The following is a 21,567-nucleotide window of genomic DNA, read 5'->3' as shown; positions in this document are numbered from 1 at the left end:
GGTGTGGGAGGACAAGGACAGCGAATTGGTCAGCATGCTGGTCGGATACACGGATCTGCTCGCCGACGAAGCCGCCAACGAGACCGCCGCCCAGTTCATTCGCGAGCGAATCGCCGAGATCGTGACGGACCCGGCTGTCGCCCGGCTTCTTCAGCCCGCGGGCCTTTTCGGCGTCAAGCGCCCGGTTCTGGGGACGGATTATTACGAGACCTTCAATCGTCCCAATGTCCGGCTCGTGGACGTTCGCGCGACCCCGCTCACCGAGGTCACCGCCTCCGGACTCGAAACGACGGAGGAGAGTTTCGAATTCGACGACATCATCTACGCCACCGGATATGACGCGATGACCGGTGCGCTGGCCGCGATCGACATTCGCGGCCGGGGTGGCGTGTCATTGCGGGAGAAATGGGCAGCCGGGCCCGTCACCTACCTCGGCGTCGCGGTGGCGGGCTTTCCGAACCTTTTCGTGCTCGCGGGCCCGGGGAGCCCGTCGGTGCTGTCGAACATGATGGTGTCCATCGAGCAGCACGTCGATTGGGTCGCGGACGCGATCGATGCGATGCGGTCCCAGGACGTCACGACCATGGAGGCCGAGGTCGACGCGGAGCGGGAATGGACCAGGCACGTCGGCGAAGTCGGCGATATGACGCTGTACCCGAAGGTGGACTCCTGGTATGTGGGATCGAATGTCCCCGGCAAACCGCGGGTGATGTACGCGTACATCGGCGGCGTCGGAGCATATCGCGAGAAATGCGACCAGGTCGCCGCCGACGACTATGACGGTTTCGTTCTCACTCGTCAGACGAGACGCATCGGCGGGCACGCCGGAAACTGAACCGGTAGTGCCGCCAACGCTCGATGGAACTGCCCCGGCCGCCAAGGTAGTTGCTGCACAGGCACTTTCGGGCGGATATCCGGCAGCGCGTCGAGCAGCAGGTCGATGCCCTGGGAGGCAATCGTGTGGGCGAGGGGCTGGGCCGGGCAGCCGTGCGGGCCGCCGCCCCACGCGAGATGCGACCGGTTGCCCCTGCGGTCACCGCCTGCGACGGCGGGATCGTTGTTGCAGGCGGCCAGGCTGATGACCACCGGTTGATCGGCCGGCAGCCACGTATCGCCGATGAGTTGCGGCTGTTTGGGGTAGCTCACGCACCAGTTGGCCAGCGGGGGATCCTCGAACAGCACCGCATCGATGGCGTCCCGGGTGGCCATGGCGCCGCTGAGTACCTCGCCGCCGTAATGTTCATCAGTCATCAACTGCAGTAGCGCATTGAGAATGAGATTGCAGGTCGGCTCCGTACCCATCGAGAACAGGAGCGCGGCCTGATTCACCATTTCCATGGCATCGAGCCCGTCCGGGTGCTTCAACAACTCGGAGGTCAAATCGTCGCCCGGCTCGGCCTGCTTCTGCTGGACAACTCCTATCAGCGCCTGGACGAACTGCTGTTGCCCTTCTTCGGCGCCCACACCCTCCAGCATCGCGGCCATCCCGTGGTAGGCCGCCGCCGCGGCGTCTTCGGGAAAGCCCATCAGTTCACTGATGACCCGAAAGGTCAACGGAAACGCGTAATCGGTTCGCAGGTCGGCGGTTCCGGTTTCGCAGAAGCCGTTGATCAGCACTTCGGCGGCCCGAGCAACAGCGCCGTGCACCTTGTGCAGGTCGACGGTGTCCAACGCCGCGACAATGGTGCGCCGGTATCGCTCGTGTTCCGCACCCGCGGTGCGCAGCGCATTCTGGCGATAACCCAACATCGGCAGCATCGGGGAGTCCGATGGCGCGTTCTTCTCCCATCGACGGGAGTCGGCGGGGAAATGATGTTCGTCGTTGAGGATCTGCACGGCCACCTGGAAGCCGACCACGAGTGTCGCCGGTACGCCAGGAGAAAGCTCGATGGGCACCAGGGGTCCGCGTCGCCGCATGTTCTCGTAGGCGCGGTGCGGGTCGGCCGCGAACGCGGGGGTGTCCAGCCGCACGTGAGAGTCGGCGGGTACCGGGGACCCATGCGTGGTCAGGGACTTCCCGTTGGAGTTCGGATCTGTATTGCTCAACACATAACTCCCGCGCGCGGTGCCGCGTTGGATCCCTTTCGGCCTACTGCGGGACGGCCTGGCATTCGTTGTGTGGGCATGCTGGGGGATGTTACCGGGAGCTGTTGCAGTTCAATGGGTTCGGGGAAACAAGCATTCCAACTTGTTTCGTATCCAGGGCTATTGGCGATTCATGCAGGCGCGGCGGAATTGAGAGAAACCAGCTCGCTGTGAATCAGAATGGCGCCAGCAATAGGTCGTCGATCAATCGCCGGAAGCTGCGGTCGATGAGGGTGGGGTCTTCGGCGGTGCAGTAGCGCATGACAAGTCCTTGCAACGCGTTGATTGTTATGTCGGCGCGGGTGGCGGCGAGCTCGGCGGGCATGCCGATGGCTCGCAGCATTGCCTCGAGATTGCGGATCAGTTGTGTGAGAGTCTCCGAGGTGTAGGCGGCGTAGGGGCTGTCCTGCGCGCAGGCCGCGCCGAATATCTGCTCCTGAATCCGGACGCCGATGCGCTTCTCGCCGCGCATCATCGATTCCCAGTCGGCGAATGCCCACGCGCGCAACCCCGCCGGAGATGTGAGGTCCTCCGAACTCGGAGTGACCTGCTGCCGGTGGAGGGCGAGGACATCGAGGAGCAGTTGTTCCTTGGAGCCGAAATAGTAGATCAGCATCCTGGCACTGGTGCCCATCTCGGTGGCGAGGGTTCGCAGTGAGGTGTCGACGATCCCTCGGCGGCAGAGGATCTCGCTGGCCTGGGCCAGGAGCTGCTCGCGCTTCTCATGGTCTGTTCGGCGGGCCACGCCATGACTCTAGTGGTCGCCGTCTTGACTGTAACAAGTGTTTCAACTAAATGTGGTGCGGTGATCGAACACGCTGTCTGCCAGCTGTATTGCGCGGCGACCCGGGCCCGGTGCGACTGGGTTGGCGGGGTCGCGGGATGACGGCGACGCGTAGCGCTCCGGCTGCGGTTGTCAGCGGCTCCAAGATCGCCGACGACGGTCGGTCCCGCTGGTGGCGGTTTGTCGCCGCGGTGACCGGTCTGGCCGGTGCGGTGCTGGCGGTACTGGTGCCGTTGTTGCCGGTGTATCAGGAGCAGGCATCTTTCTCATGGCCGCAGCAGGGGCACGCCGGGAGCGTGAGTGCTGCGCTGGTGTCGTATTCGCCGCAGAGCGTGTCGGTGAATATTCCGTGTGCCGCCGCGTCGATGCTCGGGGAGCGGGGCGGGAATCTGGTGTCGACCGTGCCACCGGCGTCGGGCAGCGCATGGCATTACGGCTTGAACGTGGTCGTGACTCCCGTCGTGGAGGGTGGCCGGCTGCAGGTGGTTTTGCGGGACAAGGTGCTGCTGGATCGGCCGGTCGCCGAGTTGCCGCCCGGTTGCAGGGTCGTGGTCTTCTCCGACAGCGCCCGCACCACCGTGGACAGCGGCGGCGGAGAGCCGGTGATGTTGCGGGAGGACTTTCGGCCGCAGTTGGTTGGTGTGTTCACCGATCTGGCTGATCCCGCTGCGGTCGGCGCCCGTGCCGATGTCGTGATCGATTCGCGGTTTACCACGTCGCCGACCGGGTGGAAACTGGCCGCGATCATCGGAGCGGTGGCGGCGACAGCAGCAGCGCTGTGGGCGTTGCATCGCCTGGACCGCCTCGACGGTCGCGGCCACCGCCGCGTCTTCCCGCGCCGGTGGTGGCGGCCACGACCGGTGGACGGTGTGATCGTCGGAATTCTGGTGCTCTGGTACATCATCGGCGCAGGCACAGCGGACGACGGCTATATCTTCGGGATGGCCCGCACCGCCGGGCATGCCGGATATCTGGCGAATTATTTCGCCTACTTCGGGGTCCCCGAGACACCGGTCGGGATCCCCTACGACAACGTGATCGGGCTGCTGGCGCGGGTGTCCCCGGCGAGCGTCGTGGTCCGGCTGCCTGAATTGGTATTCGGCATAGCGTGCTGGCTGCTGATCAGTCGTGAAGTGGTGCCGCGACTGGGAGTGGCCGCTCGGACCGAACGCTGGGCGGTGTGGGCGGGTGGTCTGGCGTTGCTGGCGTTCTGGCTGCCCTACAACAACGGCCTGCGCCCCGAGCCCGCCGTCGCCGTCGCAGTCTTGCTGACCTGGGTGTCTGTGGAACGTGCACTCGCCACGCGGCGGCTCACTCCGGCAGCGGTCGCGTTGATACCGGCCGCGCTGGCCGTGGTCACCAACCCCACCGGGCTGATCTGCTTGGCGGCGCTACTGGCCGGCGCTCGCCCGCTGACCCTGATCCTCGTCGCCCGCGCGCGCCGCGTCGGCTATCTCCCATTGATCGCTCCCGCGCTCGCCACCGGATTGGTGGTGCTGGTGGTCGTGTTCGCCGGACAACCCCTCTCCGAGATCGCCGCGATGCGACAAGCTCACGGCGTGGTCGGCCCCGACATGCCTTGGTACACCGAGTATCTCGTTTACCAAGGTCTGTTCGAGCCGGCGCCCGACGGCTCACTCGCCCGGCGGTTCGCCATGCTGTTCCTGTTCCTCGTACTGGCGATAGCGGTCGCCGTGCTGCTGTCCCACCACGGCCGCATCCCCGGTCTCGCGGCCGGGCCCACCCGGCGAATAGTCGGAACCACCCTCGCGGCAATCCCGTTGCTGATTTTCTCCCCGACGAAATTCACCCACCACTTCGGTATCTACGCGGGACTTGCGGGAGCCGTCGCCGTGGTGGCCGCCGTCGCCTGCGGGCCCGGAATCATTCGGTCAGCGCGAAATAGGACACTGCTTGCCGTCGCCGTGGTGGTCGTGCTCGCGGTATCGTTCGCCTCTTCCAACAGCTGGTGGTATGTCGCCAGCTACGGAATTCCGTGGTGGGACAAGCCCATATCGGTCCACGGGGTGTCGGCGGGCCTCGTGCTGCTCGCAGCGGCGATGCTGCTCATCGCGATTGCCGGCTGGCACCACGTACGAGAACCGTTCCGCGTTGTGCCGCGAACGACGACGCGGGCGGTACCGATGCTGACTGTCACGGCCGCGCTTATCGTCGCGGTCGAAGTCGCGTCGTTCGTCAAAGCGGCCGTCGAGCAGTATCCGGCGTTCTCGCTGGCCGAATCGAACCTTGCCGCCATCGCGGGCCGACCGTGCGGGCTCGCCGACGACGTCCTGGTCGAACCCGATCCCAATATCGGCATGCTGGCGCCGATATCCGGCGATCCGGCGACCGCGCTCGGGGCCGGCACGGCGATCGGGTTCGGCCCCGACGGGGTCAACCGCGCCGACCTGTCCTCCGACGGCTCGGACGCCGCGGCCGCCTCGGTCGGACAATCGCTCGGCAGCGACGGCACCACGACCAAGACCGGTGGTGACACTGGCAGGGCCAGCGGCGACACCACCGATCCGAGCACCAGCGGAATCAACGGAACCACAATCGCGCTCCCGTTCGGACTCGACCCCGCACGCACGCCGGTCCTCGGTAGCTACGGCAGCCCCGGCGCCGACAAACACCTGGTCTCCGGCTGGTACAGGATGCCCGTACCGCACAGCCGCGGTCAGCTCCTCGCCATCAGCGCGGCAGGCCGCATCGCCTCCACCGACCTGGACAACCAGCCGGTGCCCGGCCAAACCGTAGAGGTCGAATACGGAACAGTCGGCGACGACAACGCCGTTCGATCACTCGGCACGATCACTCCGGACGATGTCAGCGTCCTTCAACCTGCCTGGCGCAATCTGCGGGTCCCACTACGCGAACTGCCCGACCAAGCCGACGCCGTTCGCATCGTCGCTTCCGTCTCGAGTAGTGACCCGAAGCAGTGGGTCGCACTCACGCCACCCCGCCTGCCACAAACTCGAACACTCGATACTGTTGTCGGACACGACATTCCAGTCCTGTTGGACTGGCTGGTCGGACTACAGTTCCCCTGCCAGCAGCCCATGCGGCATCGCGACGGCGTCGCCGAACTCCCGCACTACCGCATCACGCCCGACTTCTCCGGCGCACAAATGACCACCAACTGGCAAAGCCACAGCTCCGGAGGCCCGCTCGGCTACACCCAACTCCTCACCACCACCCAAACCGTCCCCACCTACCTTCGCGACGACTGGAAACGCGACTGGGGCCAACTCCAACGACTCATCCCACTCGACCCCAGCACCAGTCCCGCCCACCTCGACACCACCACCATCCAACGCTCCGCCCTGACAAACCCTGGACCACTGAATTTCAACGTCCGCTGACCGCCGCGCCGTTTCTTGTCGGTCGCCGAGTGGCATTGTCGGCCCGCGCGGCGGTCCCATGGCACCGTCGGTCCGTTTGGATTCGGTGAGTAGCCGCGCGACGTCGGCTCGTGGGGCGTATTCTGCTTGCGGTGCCTCGTCTTTGGGCTCGGGACAGGGGAGGCATGGTCTCAGTCGCCATCTGGCGACGGGTGGGGAAGCCGGTCAGTTGTGGGGAGGAGTTTCTGAATGTATTCGGCCGAAATCAACCGCAAGCAGCCTGCATTGTTGCTGCTGGTGATCGACCAGTCATATTCGATGCTGGAACCGTGGGCGGAGACGGGACAGTCGAAGGCGGCGGCGTTGGCGGCTGCGGTCAACAACCTACTGGGAAACGCGGTATTGCTGTGCAGCCGCGGAGACGAGGAGGTACACGGCTATTTCGAACTCGGTGTGCTCGGCTACGGATCGGCGGTGGGCCCGGTGCTGCACGGCAGTGACGACAGCCACCTCATTTTGTCGGTCGGACAGGTCGCGGACAACCCGTTGCGTGTGGATACGGTGACCCGGCGAGTGCCGGACGGTGCGGGTGGCGTGGTCGCCGTGCAGCAGCAGATGCCGATCTGGGTGGATCTCGCGGCGAACGGCGCGACGCCGATGACGGCGGCGTTCACCGCCATCGAGCCTGTGGTGGAGTCTTGGTGCGCCGCTCATCCGTCCAGCTTCCCGCCGATTGTGATCAATGTGACCGACGGACTGAGCACCGATGGCGAGCCGCGGGCGGTGGTGGATCGCATCCGGCAGATGGGCACCGACGACGGCCAGGTGCTGGTGTTCAACCTGCATCTGTCCGGACTTGTAAGTCAACCGGTCCGATTTCCGAATTCAGCTGCCGCGCTGTCTGATTCGAATGCGGCAATGCTCTACGAGTTGTCGAGTGAACTGCCGCCGTCGCTGCTCGACGCGGCCTCGGCGCTGGGGTACTCGGTCGAGCCGGGTGCTCGGGGATTTCTCTACAACGCCGATGCCGCGACCGTGATCGACTTTCTCGACATCGGCACCCGGTCGGTCACGCCGACCGGTCTGGGTGAGCTGACCGTGGGCCGAAACGAGAACTCGGACAGCGGAACTGCTGAGTGAGGCCCGTCTCGGCCATCGTGGGGACGGTCGCCAAAGACGGCCGCACCGACAAGGAGAACGATGACCGGGCCGCCGCCGGATTGTTCCGGTTCGCGGTCGCGGATGGTGCGACGGACGCCGGGCGGGCGGGGACCTGGGCGGAAATACTCGTGGACGCGTTCGTGCGGAACTGGCCCGCGCCGGTGGATATCTTCGCTCCGAATCATCTTGCGGCGCTGCGTGAGCAGTGGAGGAGTGAGGTCTACCGCCCGGATTTGCCGTTCCACGCGACGTGGAAGCTGGATCTCCGTCCCGGAGCCGCTGCGTTCGTCGGTGTCGAGGTCGACTGGCGCGCGCGAACGTATTCGGCAGTGGCAGTGGGGGATTGCTGCCTCCTTCACATCCGGGGTGATGAACTGGTGACGGTGGGGCCGATAGACGACTGGAAAGAGTTCGGGTCACGTCCGCAGCTGGTGAAGGCGGCTGCGGGAGAGGAAACCTTCCGTCGTGCGGTGTGGCGGAACGCGGGTCGGTACGAGTCGGCGGATGTGCTTCTCCTGGCGTCCGATGCTCTGGCACAGTGCCTGCTGCGTCGCTTTCAAGAGTGCGATGCCGCCGATATCGAGACGTGGGACACCGGTCTACGCAACGGATTTGCGGAATGGGTCAGCGCCAGACGCGCCCACGGTGAGCTGAACAATGACGATACGACAATGTGCATGGTGATGTTGTGAGACTTCCTTCGTTGTTGCAATATCAACTCGCGGTTCAGAATCCGCACGTGGCATTCGCTCACGACGCCGCACTGGCAGCGGCGACCGCCCGCCCGGACCGGCGGGGTATGCCGAAGGTCGCCTCGGGCGGATTCGCTGCGACCTTCGATCTGCAGGCAGGTAGCCAGCGCTGGGCGGTGCGGTGTTTCCACAAGAACGTCCCGCAGGACAGGCGGCTGCTGGACCGGTACCGGTATATCGGAGATTTCATCCGGGCGAACCGGGATCTCGACTTCTTGGTGCCCGTGCAGTACCGGGACGATGGCATTGCGGTGGGCGGTGAGGTCTACCCGACGGTTCGGATGCGGTGGGTGGACGGAGTATCCCTCGGCGTATGGCTCGCTCGCTGGGCTAATGAGCCCGTGCCTGATCGAAGGTCGATCGATAGGGTTCGCGCTGCGATCGGTACCGCTGTAGAGGCGCTACAACGCAAGGGTGTGGCCCACGGAGATCTCCAACACGGCAATATCCTGGTGCGCCCGGATCTGACGATTTGGTTGATCGATTATGACGGGATGTATCTGCCGGAGCTCGCCGATCTCGGACCGATCGAAGAAGGCCATCGCAACTATCAACACCCTGACCGGGGCAGTAACTTCGATGAGACGCTCGATTATTTTTCCGCCGAGACCATCGACCTTTCCCTGACTGCACTCGCACGGGAACCGTGGCTGTGGGAGGAGTTCGGCGGAACCGGCGAGAACTTGTTGTTCAAGGTCACGGATTTCGCCGATCCCGAGAAGTCTTACGCGTTCGAGGAGCTCAGGGCGATCGATGGACTGGCCGATCGAGTCGGCAGACTCCGGGATGCCTGCCGGTCCGGGTTCGCGGATATCGCGGCAGCGCTACGTGGAACGCCTGCCACGACGATGTACGGTCCCCGCCATGTGGTCACCGGCCCGGTGGTGTCGGGCGAGAACAGCGACGAACTCCGCGCTCTGGCCGGTTCCGTGGTCACGGTCTTCGGGACAGTGGTAACTACGACGCTGCAGGGAAACGACACCATCGCACTGATCAATTTCGGTGATTGGCGGCAGGGGGATTTCACGATCATCGGCTACGACGAGGTCGCCGAAGCTCTGTTCAAAAAGTATGGGCGGAGTGGGAGCAACGGGAAGTGGCTGCCCTTGCTGAAAGGCAAGCGCGTCGCGATCGAGGGTCTCATTACCTTGTATCAGAACAAGCGGGTGGAGCCGGTGACTCCGCAGATCGTGCTCGAACATGCACAGTTTCTACAGGTACTCGACGATGCCCAGTTCGAGGAGTACGTCCGGGCTGCGCAGAGCGTCGGCGATGATGGTCGGAGGGTGAAAGAGCGGAGGCAGACAACAGATTTCGGCTTCGGTCGGGACATCGATGCGACCGCGATGTCGTCTGTGCGCGAGCCCGTCGGTCCAGCGGCGCAGCCGTTACGGGAAATCGACCGCGAGATCAGCCGTAACGCACGCTTGGACAAACGATATCGAAAATGGCAAGGGCCCGCGGCCCCGTCGTCAGGAGGTTCGGTGCCGCCCGCCGAAAATCGGCCACCGCCGGTCCCGGCGCAATACCGGCGTGAACCCGTCGCGCCGCCCCCGCACCGTACCTCAACGGCACCTCCCGTCGAAAAGGCAAGGACAGAACATCCCGGCACGGTGGGACCGGGGCAATTTCCCACACCGCCTCAGCCATATCAGCAGCAGCCCGCCCCAACGCCCTATTCGGTGCAGTATCCCGTCTATCGGCCTCCGGCCCAGCCGCTGTACACGCCGCCGGCATCGCGGCGAAGCGGTCGGCGCACCGCGCTCGTGTTGACGATGTTGTTTGCCGGTGTCGTGGTGCTTGCTTTCGTCGTCCTACTTCTCTGAGTGCGAACCGGACTGATCCGGACGCTCGTAGAGTTGCCAGGCCGGTGTCCGGATGCCTGTTATCCGATGGTCCGGATCGGTGCGAAGCTGTATGCGGCGCAGCATGAGTCGCAAGTGCCGCGCTGGGTCATCGTCCCGTCCGGGACCGCGATCGAGTAGATAGGCGGTCTTGCTGCCGTCGTGGTTGGCGATGACCGCGTCGGTGTCGTAGCCGCAAATGGCGTCTCCCAGCGCCAGTTTCGCCGTTGTTGTGCCATCCAATGCCTCGAACAGGCGGACCAGCAGCGGATCTCGTATTGCCGCGGTGGACCGGCCGTGTTGCTTACCGGACTCGGCCGCGTCCAGCAGGGCGCCGCCGACCCGGCGGCTACGCCAGAGTTCCTTGTCGCCGACGACGACCAGGTGGGAACGGGCGCGCGTGATGGCGACATTCCAAAGGTTGAGCTGGTTATCGATTCTATTGACCGAACGCGCCGGCATGCCCGGGCCCGCGACGAGCGAGAAGATCATCACGTCGCGCTCGCCGCCCTGGAAGACGTGGACCGTCCCGACCTCGACGTGGTCGCGGAACCTACTCCCGAGACGGGAACGGATGGCGTCCGCCTGCGCCCGGTAGGGAGTGACGACACCGACACTCGCATTCGTCGGTAAGTTGCCCGAGTCGAACAGGAACCGAACGCATTCTTCGACTTTCGCGATCTCCGCCCCATTGATCCAGGACTTGCTCGACCGAGGATGCTCGGCGCGCCCGTCGGTCGGAACCCAGATGACAGCGGGCCGAGGTAGAGAAGGTTGTCGCCGCACGTCCGTCATGACCGTGAGCTTCCCGTCGTAGAACAGGTTGTTGGCCAGAGCGGCAATGTGGGGATGGCAGCGGAAGTGCTCGTCCAGTAGCAGGGGCTGCCCGACGGCTCGTTCCGCGGCTCGGAATGTCGAATGTCTCCGGTACGCCAACCTCCGGTGTTCGAGCCACGTGGCCTCGATTCCGGCATCGCGGTAAGCCCGTGCCTCGTCGTCGGCAGTGATGTCGGCGATGTGCTCGAGCTGCATCGGGTCGCCGATGACCAACGCCCGCCGGGCGCGGAACAGCAGCGGCAGCACATGCGGGATGGCGCATTGGCTGGCCTCGTCGACAACCACGAGATCGAACAGTGCCGGGTCGGGCGGGAAGCGGCGGGCGGACAGATTCGTCACCGCCCACGCGGGGATCGCCGGCAGCGCGGCACGAGTGGTCTTCCACTCGTCGCGGCTCCGGAGATTTCGTAGTAGTTCGGCGATGCGGGAGCGGCCGTCGCTGGCACGAGTACCCATGACGGACGAGAACAGCGCGGCCGCAGCCGTGCTGACTCTCGACTCGGTCTCCGCGTCGCGAGCCGACAGGTCATCGTCCGTCGGGAATTCGGACAGTGTCGACACATTCTTCCGCCACGCATTCTCGGCGGTGCCGAAGCCGTCGAGAGCCATGCAGGCCTCGACCGTGGACAGAGTTTTCACGGTGATGTCCCAACGTTTCAGCAGTCGAATCCGCCGCCACTCACCGAAGAACCGAGCGTTACCGGCTTTGGCTGCCTTCCGCGCCAGCGCCTGTGGATCTATCCGCGAGAATCGCTGGCTGAGTTCTGGGACCGACATGCCCAGTTCGGCGGCGTAGTTCTCCCGGTCCTGTCCCGTCCGCAGCTGCGCGGCCTCATGAGTTGCCTTGCACGCCAAAGTATCTCGCCATTCGGACCGCGCCTCCACGGCTCTGTGCAGGTACATGGACGCGGTGTCGATGTTGGTCTCGGGGTCCGAGGACGTGCGCAGTTCCTCTAGCGCTTTGGTCTCGACGGTGCGACGGGTCTCGACATTGCCGGTGCGGATGACGCTGTTCGGGACGACGCTGCAGCAGCGTTCCCAGACCTCGTCCACGGCCGTGTTGTTCGTGGAGGCGACGAGTACGGACTGGCCGGCGGCCACGGCGGTGGCAACCAGATTCGCGACGAGCTGGCTCTTCCCGGTCCCCGGCGGACCGGTCGCCACCGTGAGCCGTCGGGACATGGCCGAACGAATGACAGCTTCCTGGGCCTCGTTGCACGACAGCGGTGTCACCGGCCGGACCGTTGAGGGATCGCATTCGAGGGGCGGATCGATCCGTTCGACCGGGTCGGGAGACAAGGCGGCGAGAGCGGTATCGCGGATTGCGGCACTGCGCTTTTCGATATCCGCCAAGTCGGAGAGCAATTTGCCATTGGCTCCCGGATGGCGTGAAACCCGAAACAGGACAGCAGCATTCCGGCCGCCGTCCAAGGGAGTGTCGATGTCGATATGGTCGAACAGCTGGTCGGGTTGCGGTTCCTGGACACAGCCGAGTTCGAATTCGTCGGCGATTCTGCGTGCTTCGACACCCATTCGGTCGTGCTGGTTCCTTTGCCAGCCGGGTCGGTAGGTGTCGTTGAACAGGGCTGCTTCCTCCGCACCGAGACACTCCTGGGCCAGGGCCGGGTGAGCAAGGACCGGACCGATCGGCTGGAGCCGGCGTTCGCCACCGGTCTCGACGAGTTCAACCCGACGAATCAGCAAGGGCGCGAAGCGATTCGGTATGCGGTTCTTCCGTTTGTCACGCGGTGCCGTCAGCATTGCGGGATACCCGGCCCACAGCTCGTCGTCCGCTTCCGCGGCTTGACCCACCAGATCGGCGGCCTCTTGCGGGACCGCGATGCAATGATCGGCATCGACCTGCCCGCAGAGAATCCGCTCCGTGCCGGACAGACAGACGTACGTTGTGCCGTGATCGTCGACCGAAAGCCAGGGCACCTCGTACTGATCGGTGAGCAGACAGCTCCGGTAGTACTCCAGCAACATCGACCACGATGGTTGCGTCGAGCCCGTGCCCTGCACCGTCGGAACGGGTTTCGCGGGCCGGGACGACAGAGGAGCGAGGGTCGGTGCGGGGCCCTGCGGGCATGACGCAAGGATGATGCGATCGTCGACGCCGATCGCCGAAAGTACCGGGACCTGCGAGGTGTGGGAGCGCATGTGCCGGTTGGTGTACTCGAACAGGTCCTGGACCGAAACCTGCCCGGTACCGTCCTTGCCGACCGCGCCCGTGCGCAGAGCCTCGACCACGACTCCGGTGAACACCGACGGTTCCGGCCCCTCCGGAGTGCCACGGCCGGCACGGGAGACCTCACTCGCCCGGGACGACGACAGCACATACACGCCGCTGCTTTCCAGCGGGGAGCGACGATCCGACCGTCCCTTGGCCGTAGGCAGTGCCGGTTCCGAGTCCGCCGTCCGCAGCCCCAGTGCGAATCCGCCGCTGAGGCAGCTGTCGATCATGACGACCTTCTGTGGCGCGACGCACAATTCCAGTTGGTCGTTGATGAACCCCGCGCTGACTCCGGTGTCGGCGATGCGATCGAAATCGGTATCGGTAGCGACGAAATGGAATTCTCCGTTGGTCTGCACGAGCCGTTCGCCGTGGCCCGACACATACAGCAGGGCGAGTTCGTCCTCCTCGCATGCGGCGAGGAAGGTCGCGATCTCTGCGCACATCTGCTCACAGGTCAGGTCGACGCGGCGGTTCACCGACCCGAATCCGCCGATCTGGCGATGTGCCAGGACCTGCTCGAGTTGCCAGATGTCGGTCTGCACCGAGGGAAGAGGTTCGAAACGACTGTCGGTATATGTTTCGTTGCCGATCAACAGGGCTCTGCGACGACTCAGCCGCGTCATTCGGCTCCGCCTTCTGAGTTGTCTGCGCCAGGTTCATCGATCTCGCGGATGAACCGTTCGACCAACCTGGCCTGGCGTTTACCGAGATGACCGCTCACCATCACCTTGCTGCCGTTGCGTTCGAGTTGGACGGTGCGGTGCTTGTTCTGCTCGCACCACTGGGTGATCGCGGCAATCAACACGCGCGCAGCGGCATTCACCGAAGCGACACCGACTCCGGCCCACAGGACAAGGTCGGGATCGGACACGCCCTTGCTCCCGTCGGGCGTCGGGCGAGTGCTCTCGACAAATCCGGCATCTATACCCTCGGTCGACTGCAACTGCCGTCGTAGATCGCGGGTGAGACGCTCCTGGCGTAGTGCTCCCCCCTCAGGGATAACCGTGATTCGCCAGCCGTCGTCGCTCATACGGACCCCCCTTGTTCGTCGTGAACCTCGATTATGCACTGTCTCCCAAGGAGTTTCGTGTTACTCGAAGTTCACGTGGCGACGGCCGGTCAGATGAGGTTCAGTGCGAGGGCGAGTGTGCCGAGGGTCGCCAGGATGGTTGCCGAGCCGACGTGCATTCCGATCGAGATCCGGATGTCTCTGTGCCGCCAGGCGAGCCAGTATCCGGGGAATGTGAAGAGCACGCGTGAGAGGAATGCCCATGGTGACCAGAGGTGGTACAGCGAGAACAGGATCGTGTTGATTACGGGTGCCAGCCGGCCGAGGTGGGCAATGCGGGGCAGTAGGAAGCCGCGGAAGTACAGCTCTTCGATGAGCGGGAGTGCGAATCCGGTCAGTGGCAGGCAGATCAGCATCGTCGTGAGCGTGGTGGAGTGCGAGTATCCGTGCAGGTAGGCGTTGGTGCCGTTGCTGCCGGCGTCGGCGTAGGGGAGCCAGGTGAAGAGGTTGTCGAGGACGAATGTGTTCACCGGTGCCAGTGCGTAACCCAGGGTGATCATCCACAGGATGAGTGGGACGACCATCGCCACCAGTGTCCCGCGTGGGACCGGCCTGCCGGTGTAGTGCAGTACGCTGCGGAGTGCGAGGCGGCCGTTGCGGCGGTAGCCCAGCCACAGCAGGCCCGCCAGGATCGGTAGGAGAACCGTGCACAGGGCGATGGCCCAGCCGGCGAAGTGTGGATAGTCGATGGCGTCGACGAGTGGTTCGCCGATGAGCAGGTAGGCGGCGACGATCAGCGCACCGGGAGCGAGGTGCAACAGGACCGACAGTGGCACGGGGTGACGATCGCTCAGCAGCCGGTCGGCCAACCGGTTCGGTTGTGTGTCAACAAAAGCGGGCATGACCAGATTCCTTGTACTGGTGGTGGGTGGCACCGCGGGGCTCGGTCACCGCGGCGCTTGTCGTTGTGCGGGAGGAGGTTCCGTTGTCGCTCAGCCTGCTTTGTGGTCGAGGAGGGTGGTGATTTCGCGGACGGCGTCGGCGACGGCTGGGGAGTCGTTGCGCAGGATTTTGCCGTGGTCGCTGGCGACTCTGGCGCTGATTTTCAGGTTCGGGTTGCGGGCCAGGTAGGGGTCGAGGGTGCGGCGCATCTCCTCCAGCTCGCCGCCTTTGTCGTAGACGGTGTCGGCCGTGGCGGCTACGTATCGGATGGGGAGGGTGGCGCGGTCGAGGAGGGGGCCGAGGGCGGCGTGGAGTGCGTGGGCTTCGATCTGGATTTCGGCGTGTTGGTCGGCGCTCATGCGTGCGGCGAGGCCGAGTGGGGCGACCAGCGGGAGCAGGAGTCGCATGCGGCGGAAGGTTTTCCGGAGTCGTTCGCGGCCGGCTTCGTCGGTCCAGCCGGCGGGGTAGGGGCCGTCGACGCCGACGACGCCGAGGGCTCGGTCGGGGTGGCGGTCGGCCCAGTGGACGGCGAGGAGTGCGCCGTAGGACCAGCCGACCAGGAGCGGTTGGTAAATGTTTCGTGCGGTGAGGACGGCGTCGATGTCGCGCAGGCAGGCTTCGAAGGTGTAGTCGGTGGATCGTTTGGATTTGCCGCGGGCGCGTTCGTCGAAGGTGATGTGGCGGTAGTCGGGGCCGAGGTCGGTGATGACGCGTTGCCAGTGTCGTTGGCTGGCGTAGGAGCCGTTGAGGTAGATGATCGGTTGGCCGGTGCCGCCGGTGTCGGTGACGGCCAGTGCGGTGTCGTCCACGGGGATGGTGCCGGTCCAGGTTGAGTGGGTGGTGGTGTTGTCGGACATCGGGTTTCCTTTCGGGGGGGTGTTGTCCACCACTGTCACTGGCTCGGCTGTCACGGGGCTGACATGGTCCTGATATGGGCACTGACACGACGATTTCGGCACGGCCGGCCCGGCACGACAGCCCTTACCGAGCATCTGGCGCAGCCGGCGGCGAACAACGACAGGCTGCTGATCGAAGACTCGACCCTGTATCAACGAATGGCCGTGAATGTGCGACCGAGCTGCCGCTCGACTACGGCAGTCGAATAATCCTGTGCCAGATACGCGGGTCATAACTCTGAGACCCGGCCCGAAAGCACCCACACCGACCGGTCCGGCGGGTCCGGTCGCCAGTCACTGCCGATGGCAGTCGCGAGAACACACGCAGCATCCGGGCGGTCGCCTGCATCGGCCTACCTGTTCCAACTGAGGTTGGCCGCCGAACGAGCATTCAACTATGTATGACCTACGCGAATGACGTTTACCCCAGTGCCCCCGGCGGGGCGCTATAAGGATGGGACCGGCGGCGACCAGCGGTTTTCGTGGGGGACGCTGACGATCGAGGCGGGATTCAGGAATCCGAAGTCGGGTTGATGCCGTTCGGTGACTAGCTGGTGGGCGTTGCTGTGCCTCTCCGGTGCCGCCGAGTGTGGTATTCGGGTTCGGTCCGGGGCGCGTTCATGTGTCGTCGGCGGGCTCCGACGATTGTTGCCGCGCTTGCCCTTCCAGGATCTCTGTGACGACTTTGGCCTGTTGGCGGAGAAGCTGTTCGCCTTCTACGCCGTCGACCACGTGGATCCGGAAGTCGGCGGTCGGTTCGCGCGCTGCGATGGCCGCGCGCGTTTGGCTGATTGTTGTCGGCGTCGGGTTCCTCGGCCACCACGTCATCGTATCGAGCGGAGTTTTCGGGTGTGCAGGAGCGAGCGACGGTCATCGGTCGAGCATCTCCGTGCGGCAACCGGAGCAGTCCGAGGTGCCACGGAACGAGGTGACAGAGCAGGATCTGATCACTCGCGATATGGGGCTTTCCGTTCGTCCGACGAGGAAATCGTTGCCGACAGTTGCGTCTACCGGAACAAAGCGGAGGATCTATCCGTTTCATCCGCAGGATTCGGAGGCACACTCCGTATCGTCAAAAGGAAGGCGAAGCTATGAGGATTTCCGTTATCGGCGCCGGAGCGATCGGTGGCAACATCGCGCGGCGGCTCAGTGAGGCAGGACATGACGTGCTGGTCGCGGACGCCCGTGGACCGGAGGCGGTCGCGGCAGACATCGTCGCGGCGGGCGTTCGTGCGGTGGATGTGGACGAGGCGACGAACGACCGGGAGGTCATCGTGCTGTCGATTCCGTTCGCCAAGCAGCCCGAACTCGCCGATCTCCTCGCCGCGGTCACCACCGAGACGGTGATCGTCGACACGTCCAACTACTACCCCACCATGAATGGCCACGTCCGAGCCGTGGATGACGGTCAGGTCGAGAGCCTGTGGGTCGCGGAGCAACTCGGCCGCCCGATCGTGAAGGCGTGGAACGCGGCTCTCGCCGGTACGCAGCAGGGCAAGGGACTGCCCGCCGGAACGCCCGGTCGCCTCGCCATTCCGGTGGCCGCCGATTCGGACCGGGCACGTCGTCTCGTGATGGGCCTCGTCAACGATATGGGCTTCGATCCCGTCGACGCCGGGCCTCTGGCCGACTCGTGGCGGCAGCAGCCGGGAACGCCTGCGTACTGCACCGAACTGAACGCCGGGGAGTTGGATCGGGCCCTGGCAGCGGCCGACAAGGACGAGGCGCCCCGTACCCGCGACCGGCTCATGGAGCATTTCGCGAGCCTCACCGCGGCGCCCACCTTGGACGAGACGGTCGCGATCAACCGCGCCGCGCATCACTCGGACGCCCGCTGACCGATCCTCGGCGCATACGTGCCCGGTGCCTGTGGGGAACTGTCCATCGTCGGACGTTGCGGTTATCGCGGTGCCATCCGGATGGCACCGTCCAATCGAATGACCTCGCCGTTGAGCATCGGGTTTTCGATGATATGACGTACCAGGGCACCGAATTCGGCAGGATCTCCGAGTCGAGAGGGGTGCGGAGCCTGTGCGCCGAGCGATTGCCTGATGTCTTCGGGAAGCGTTTTCAGTAGCGGTGTGTCGAAGGTGCCGGGAGCTATTGTGGCGACGCGTATCCGGTGCCGCGCGAGTTCTCGCGCGATGGGTAGCGCCATGGACACGATCCCGCCCTTGGCCGCGGAGTACGCGGGTTGGCCGATCTGCCCGTCGAAGGCCGCGACCGAGGAGGTGTTGACGATGACACCACGTTCGCCCTCGACGCTGTCTGTCGCCGAGATTCTCTGCGCGGCGAGTCGGATGACGTTGAATGTGCCGGTCAGATTGATTCTGACGATGCGCTCGAAGTCGTCGAGCGGTAGCGGCCCGTTCTTGCCGAGGACCTTTCCGGGCGGGCCGACGCCCGCGCAGTTGACGACGACGCGAAGCGGCCCACGCTCGGCGAGGATGTCCAGTGCGCGAGTCACGTCGTCGGTCGAGGTGACGTCGCCGGGCACGAAAGTCATTGCCCCGCTGTGTTCTTCCTGAATTGCCGCGCCGGGGGACGACGGCAGGTCCAGCACGCCGACATGGGCGCCGGCCTTGATCAGCACTTCGGTGGTCGCGAGTCCGAGACCGGACGCACCGCCTGTGACGAGTGCGATCGTATTGTCCAGCTTCATGTTCGACGCTTCGCTTTCACAGTCGCTCGATAATGGTGGCGTTGGCCATGCCTCCGCCCTCGCACATGGTTTGCAGTCCGTAGCGCCCACCGGTGGCTTCGAGATAGGCCAGCATCGACCCCAGGATCCGGCCGCCGGAGGCGCCGAGCGGATGGCCGAGGGCAATCGCGCCGCCGGCCGGGTTGAGGCGCTCCGGGTCGGCGTCGAAATGGCTCTGCCACATCAGAGGAACCGGCGCGAACGCCTCATTGACCTCGTAGATATCGATGTCGGACAGGGGAATTCGGCTGCGGTCGAGAACCTTCTCGGTGGCCGCGAGCGGGCCGGTCAGCATCAGCAGGGGATCGCTACCGACAACCGCGAAGTTATGGAATCTGGCCCGCGGGGTGAGCCCGAGCGCCACTGCCTTCTCTTCGCTCATGATCAGTACGGCCGCGGCGCCGTCGGTGAGCGGTGAGGAGTTGCCCGCTGTGATCGACCACTTGATCTCAGGAAACCGGGCTGTCATCGCGTCGCTTTCGAACACCGGGCGCAATCTCGACAGCGACTCGGGAGTGGTTCCGGCACGGACGGTTTCGTCGGAGTCGACCACGATCGGCGCACCCGTCGCGTCGACCGTGGGCACGTCGATGATCTGTTCGGTCTGCTGACCGAGGCCGACCTCGACGGCCAGCCGGTGCGAGCGAGCGGCATACCTGTCGAGCTGCTCGCGATCGAATTTCCATTGAGCGGCAACAAGTTCGGCGCCGATGCCCTGTGTCACGAGTCCGTGCGGGTACCGGGCGGAGAGCGGCCCGGCCGCGGGGTCCTTGCCGCCGGCATTGGAAAACATCGGTGCCCGGCTCATCGATTCGACGCCGCACGCGATCACGACGTCGTACGCGCCCGCGGCCACGCCCTGTGCCGCGAAAGCGGTTGCCTGCTGGCTGGATCCGCACTGCCGGTCGATCGTCGTGGCCGGTACGGATACGGGGAAGCCCGCGGCCAGAACCGCGGTTCGCCCGATGTTCAAGGCTTGTTCGCCCGATTGCGTGACGCAGCCCGTGATGACGTCATCGACCAATGCGGGATCGAGATCGTACTTGCCGACAAGTGTCCGCAGCAGATCCGCGAGGAGGGTGGCCGGGTGAACGGCCGACAATGCGCCGCCGGGCTTTCCCTTCGCTGACGGGGTGCGTAAGACGTCGATGATGACCGCTGTGCTCACGACTCGGCCCCCGGCCTGACGCGTTCGGGCCTGGCCCAGGTGTCGGGACCGCGCCCACGCTCACGAAGCTCGCCCTTGCGAACCCGCTCGGTGGCCGTCTTCGGCAGTTGGCCGACCACCTCGATGAAACGCGGCCTCATGAACTCGGCCAGCCGTCCGGACAGGAACTCGTCCAATGCGGCCGCATCGACCTGCCGCGATTGTTTCGGAACGACGAAGGCCATCACCTCTTGCTCGCCCCACTCGGAGTCCACGCCCACCACCGCGCACTCCAGCACGTCGGGATGTTGCAGCACAGCGGCTTCGACCTCGACCGAGGAAATGTTCTCCCCGCGGCGGCGCAACGAATCCTTGAGACGATCCACCAGGTAATAGTTGCCCTGCGGATCACGACGGAACGCGTCCCCGGTGTGGAACCACAGATTGCGCCACGCGGCAACGGTCGCCTCGGGGTTTCCCCAGTATCCGGACGCGAAATGCCACGGTTCCCGCGGACGCAGTACCAGCTCGCCCACCTCGCCGTCCGGCACCTCGTGATCGAACTCGTCGACGATCCTGGCCTCGAACCCGTCGCGCAAGCGGCCACAACTCTGCGGGATGCTGACGTCACAGTCGACCGCGGCGATCGGCGCGCAGACCTCGGTCATTCCCCATTGCGTGGTCACCAGGACGTCGTGCCGCTTCTTGAAGTCCTCCACCTCCGGGATCACCGGAATCATCTGCACCAGCCGCAGCGGGGTCGACTCCGGCCGCACGTCGTGGCGGTAGACGAAATTCGCCATCGCCCCGAGGAGCAGGGTGAGGGTGCACCGGTACTTCTCGATGTCCGCCCAGAAAGCATCGGTGGAGAACCGCTCGCGCAGCACAGCTCGCCCATGTACCCGGGCCGCCGTGATCAAGTTGGCTCGATACGTGATGTGAGACGGCGGAAACGGGAGGTACACGGCGTCCTCATGACGGAGGACGGACGGCGGGAAGACCCCGAACGACGCCTCCTTCAGCTGGGCGAAGGGCACGACGACGCCTTTGGACAGGCCCGTCGTTCCTGAGGTGTAGAGGATGCAGGCGGGAGTATGTCCCGGTATCGGGTCGCCGGGCCAGGTGCGCTGGGATTCGCGCGCGGCCCCGAGAACGGTGTCTGCGTGGACTATCGAAGTCGGGCCGTCGGAGCGAAGGACGAGGTCGCCGCCGAGGACGACTACGTGCTCGATATCGGGCGCTCGGACCAACCCTTCGCGGACCGACGGAAAGTACCGGGCGTCGACGACGGCGACCCGAGCCCGGGTGTCCGTGATGATGTGATCGAGCAGCGCACCCCGGTACGCGGGGTTGGCCGAGGCCTCGATCGCACCGAGGTGGGCTATGCCGCACCACAATTCGACCGAGGCTACCGACGACGCCACGAAGGTCAGGACCGTGTCGCCCGCGGCCACTCCGAGTTCCGCGAGGGCATGTCGCCAGGCCAGGGCGTTCGCGTGGACTTCGCCATAGGTTCGGACAGGGCCGTCGACTTCCTCGAGGCAGATCGCGGCCGGCGACTCGGCCGCGATCTCGGCGATCAGGTCGGGATACGCCTCGGCGGTCCGCGCTCTTTCGGGGCTCACTGGCTCTCCTGAGTGAATGTTCTCGGTGACCGGGTGCAAGGGTGTGACGGCCACAATACTGACAGATCTTGTCCAAATCAATACCGACACGACAGCTGGGCTACTCGCCGCGACAAAATCTTCTGACCAGCGCAAAAGCTCGATGATGCCCTCTGTGTGCTTGGGTGGGCTGACGTGCATGGCTCGCGGTCAACCTCTGTGAAGTAG

The 21,567-nt window shown here is 65.1% G+C and carries 16 protein-coding genes; 6 read left to right on the top strand and 10 right to left on the bottom strand.

The genetic code is table 11. The features are described from left to right. Positions 1-835: NAD(P)/FAD-dependent oxidoreductase (locus QH470_RS35115; protein WP_483243959.1), on the top strand; the 835-nt coding region annotated here is incomplete at its 5' end. Here the strand turns inward: QH470_RS35115 and QH470_RS35110 are convergent. Together QH470_RS35110 and QH470_RS35105 are read right to left on the bottom strand one after the other, a co-directional pair. Continuing rightward, positions 799-1,971: a cytochrome P450 family protein gene (locus QH470_RS35110; RefSeq protein WP_280276696.1), complete on the bottom strand. Its 1,173-nt coding sequence runs from the start codon at positions 1,969-1,971 to the stop codon at positions 799-801. The two genes, QH470_RS35115 and QH470_RS35110, sit on opposite strands and share 37 nt — an antisense overlap. Before the next feature lie 289 nt (positions 1,972-2,260). Next, positions 2,261-2,830 (bottom strand): TetR/AcrR family transcriptional regulator, encoded by a 570-nt coding sequence (locus QH470_RS35105; protein ID WP_280276695.1) that lies wholly within the window; start codon positions 2,828-2,830, stop codon positions 2,261-2,263. Between the two features lie 137 nt (positions 2,831-2,967). On the opposite strand from QH470_RS35105, the gene QH470_RS35100 reads away from it, so the two are divergent. From QH470_RS35100 to QH470_RS35085, 4 genes are all read left to right on the top strand, one after another. Continuing rightward, positions 2,968-6,231: an arabinosyltransferase domain-containing protein gene (locus QH470_RS35100; protein ID WP_280276694.1), complete on the top strand. Its 3,264-nt coding sequence runs from the start codon at positions 2,968-2,970 to the stop codon at positions 6,229-6,231. A 228-nt stretch (positions 6,232-6,459) separates the two neighbouring features. Continuing rightward, positions 6,460-7,350, top strand: coding sequence for a VWA domain-containing protein (locus QH470_RS35095; RefSeq protein WP_280276693.1), 891 nt, complete (start codon positions 6,460-6,462; stop codon positions 7,348-7,350). Positions 7,351-7,367: 17 nt separating this feature from the next. Continuing rightward, the gene (locus QH470_RS35090; RefSeq protein ID WP_280276692.1) at positions 7,368-8,063 is read left to right on the top strand and encodes a hypothetical protein; all 696 of its coding nucleotides are present in this window, start codon (positions 7,368-7,370) and stop codon (positions 8,061-8,063) included. Continuing rightward, positions 8,060-9,949 carry a lipopolysaccharide kinase InaA family protein gene (locus tag QH470_RS35085; protein WP_280276691.1) on the top strand — a complete coding sequence of 630 codons (1,890 nt, stop codon included), beginning with the start codon at positions 8,060-8,062 and terminating at the stop codon, positions 9,947-9,949. Before QH470_RS35090 ends, QH470_RS35085 begins: the two co-directional genes overlap by 4 nt. On the opposite strand, the gene QH470_RS35080 is transcribed toward QH470_RS35085, so the two are convergent. From QH470_RS35080 to QH470_RS35060, 5 genes are all read right to left on the bottom strand, one after another. Continuing rightward, positions 9,938-13,663, bottom strand: coding sequence for a caspase, EACC1-associated type (locus QH470_RS35080; protein ID WP_280276690.1), 3,726 nt, complete (start codon positions 13,661-13,663; stop codon positions 9,938-9,940). The two genes, QH470_RS35085 and QH470_RS35080, sit on opposite strands and share 12 nt — an antisense overlap. Continuing rightward, positions 13,660-14,070 carry an effector-associated constant component EACC1 gene (locus QH470_RS35075; protein ID WP_280276689.1) on the bottom strand — a complete coding sequence of 137 codons (411 nt, stop codon included), beginning with the start codon at positions 14,068-14,070 and terminating at the stop codon, positions 13,660-13,662. The genes QH470_RS35080 and QH470_RS35075 overlap by 4 nt, the downstream gene beginning before the upstream one ends. An 89-nt stretch (positions 14,071-14,159) precedes the next feature. Further along, entirely contained in the window at positions 14,160-14,951 is a 792-nt protein-coding gene (locus QH470_RS35070) for a CPBP family intramembrane glutamic endopeptidase (RefSeq protein ID WP_280276688.1), read from the bottom strand. 90 nt (positions 14,952-15,041) lie between these two features. After that, positions 15,042-15,848 (bottom strand): alpha/beta fold hydrolase, encoded by an 807-nt coding sequence (locus QH470_RS35065; RefSeq protein WP_280276687.1) that lies wholly within the window; start codon positions 15,846-15,848, stop codon positions 15,042-15,044. Positions 15,849-16,505: 657 nt separating this feature from the next. Then, positions 16,506-16,715 carry a hypothetical protein gene (locus QH470_RS35060; protein WP_280276686.1) on the bottom strand — a complete coding sequence of 70 codons (210 nt, stop codon included), beginning with the start codon at positions 16,713-16,715 and terminating at the stop codon, positions 16,506-16,508. Positions 16,716-16,888: 173 nt separating this feature from the next. On the opposite strand from QH470_RS35060, the gene QH470_RS35055 reads away from it, so the two are divergent. Then, positions 16,889-17,725 (top strand): NADPH-dependent F420 reductase, encoded by an 837-nt coding sequence (locus QH470_RS35055; RefSeq protein WP_280276685.1) that lies wholly within the window; start codon positions 16,889-16,891, stop codon positions 17,723-17,725. Between the two features lie 62 nt (positions 17,726-17,787). Here QH470_RS35055 and QH470_RS35050 read toward each other — a convergent pair whose 3' ends face one another. Genes QH470_RS35050 through QH470_RS35040 form a run of 3 tightly spaced genes read right to left on the bottom strand, consistent with a single transcriptional unit; the run spans position 17,788 to position 21,360 of the window. Then, positions 17,788-18,549 (bottom strand): 3-hydroxyacyl-CoA dehydrogenase, encoded by a 762-nt coding sequence (locus QH470_RS35050; protein WP_280276699.1) that lies wholly within the window; start codon positions 18,547-18,549, stop codon positions 17,788-17,790. A gap of 16 nt (positions 18,550-18,565) precedes the next feature. Next, positions 18,566-19,756, bottom strand: coding sequence for a thiolase family protein (locus QH470_RS35045; protein WP_280276684.1), 1,191 nt, complete (start codon positions 19,754-19,756; stop codon positions 18,566-18,568). Then, positions 19,753-21,360, bottom strand: coding sequence for an AMP-binding protein (locus QH470_RS35040; RefSeq protein ID WP_280276683.1), 1,608 nt, complete (start codon positions 21,358-21,360; stop codon positions 19,753-19,755). The genes QH470_RS35045 and QH470_RS35040 overlap by 4 nt, the downstream gene beginning before the upstream one ends. Positions 21,361-21,567: the final 207 nt, after the last annotated feature.

The sequence above is a fragment of the Nocardia wallacei genome, assembly GCF_029868745.1.
Classification (GTDB): domain Bacteria; phylum Actinomycetota; class Actinomycetes; order Mycobacteriales; family Mycobacteriaceae; genus Nocardia; species Nocardia wallacei_B.
Note: the sequence above shows the minus strand (reverse complement) of the source record. Positions and strands in the feature narration are given on the sequence as shown.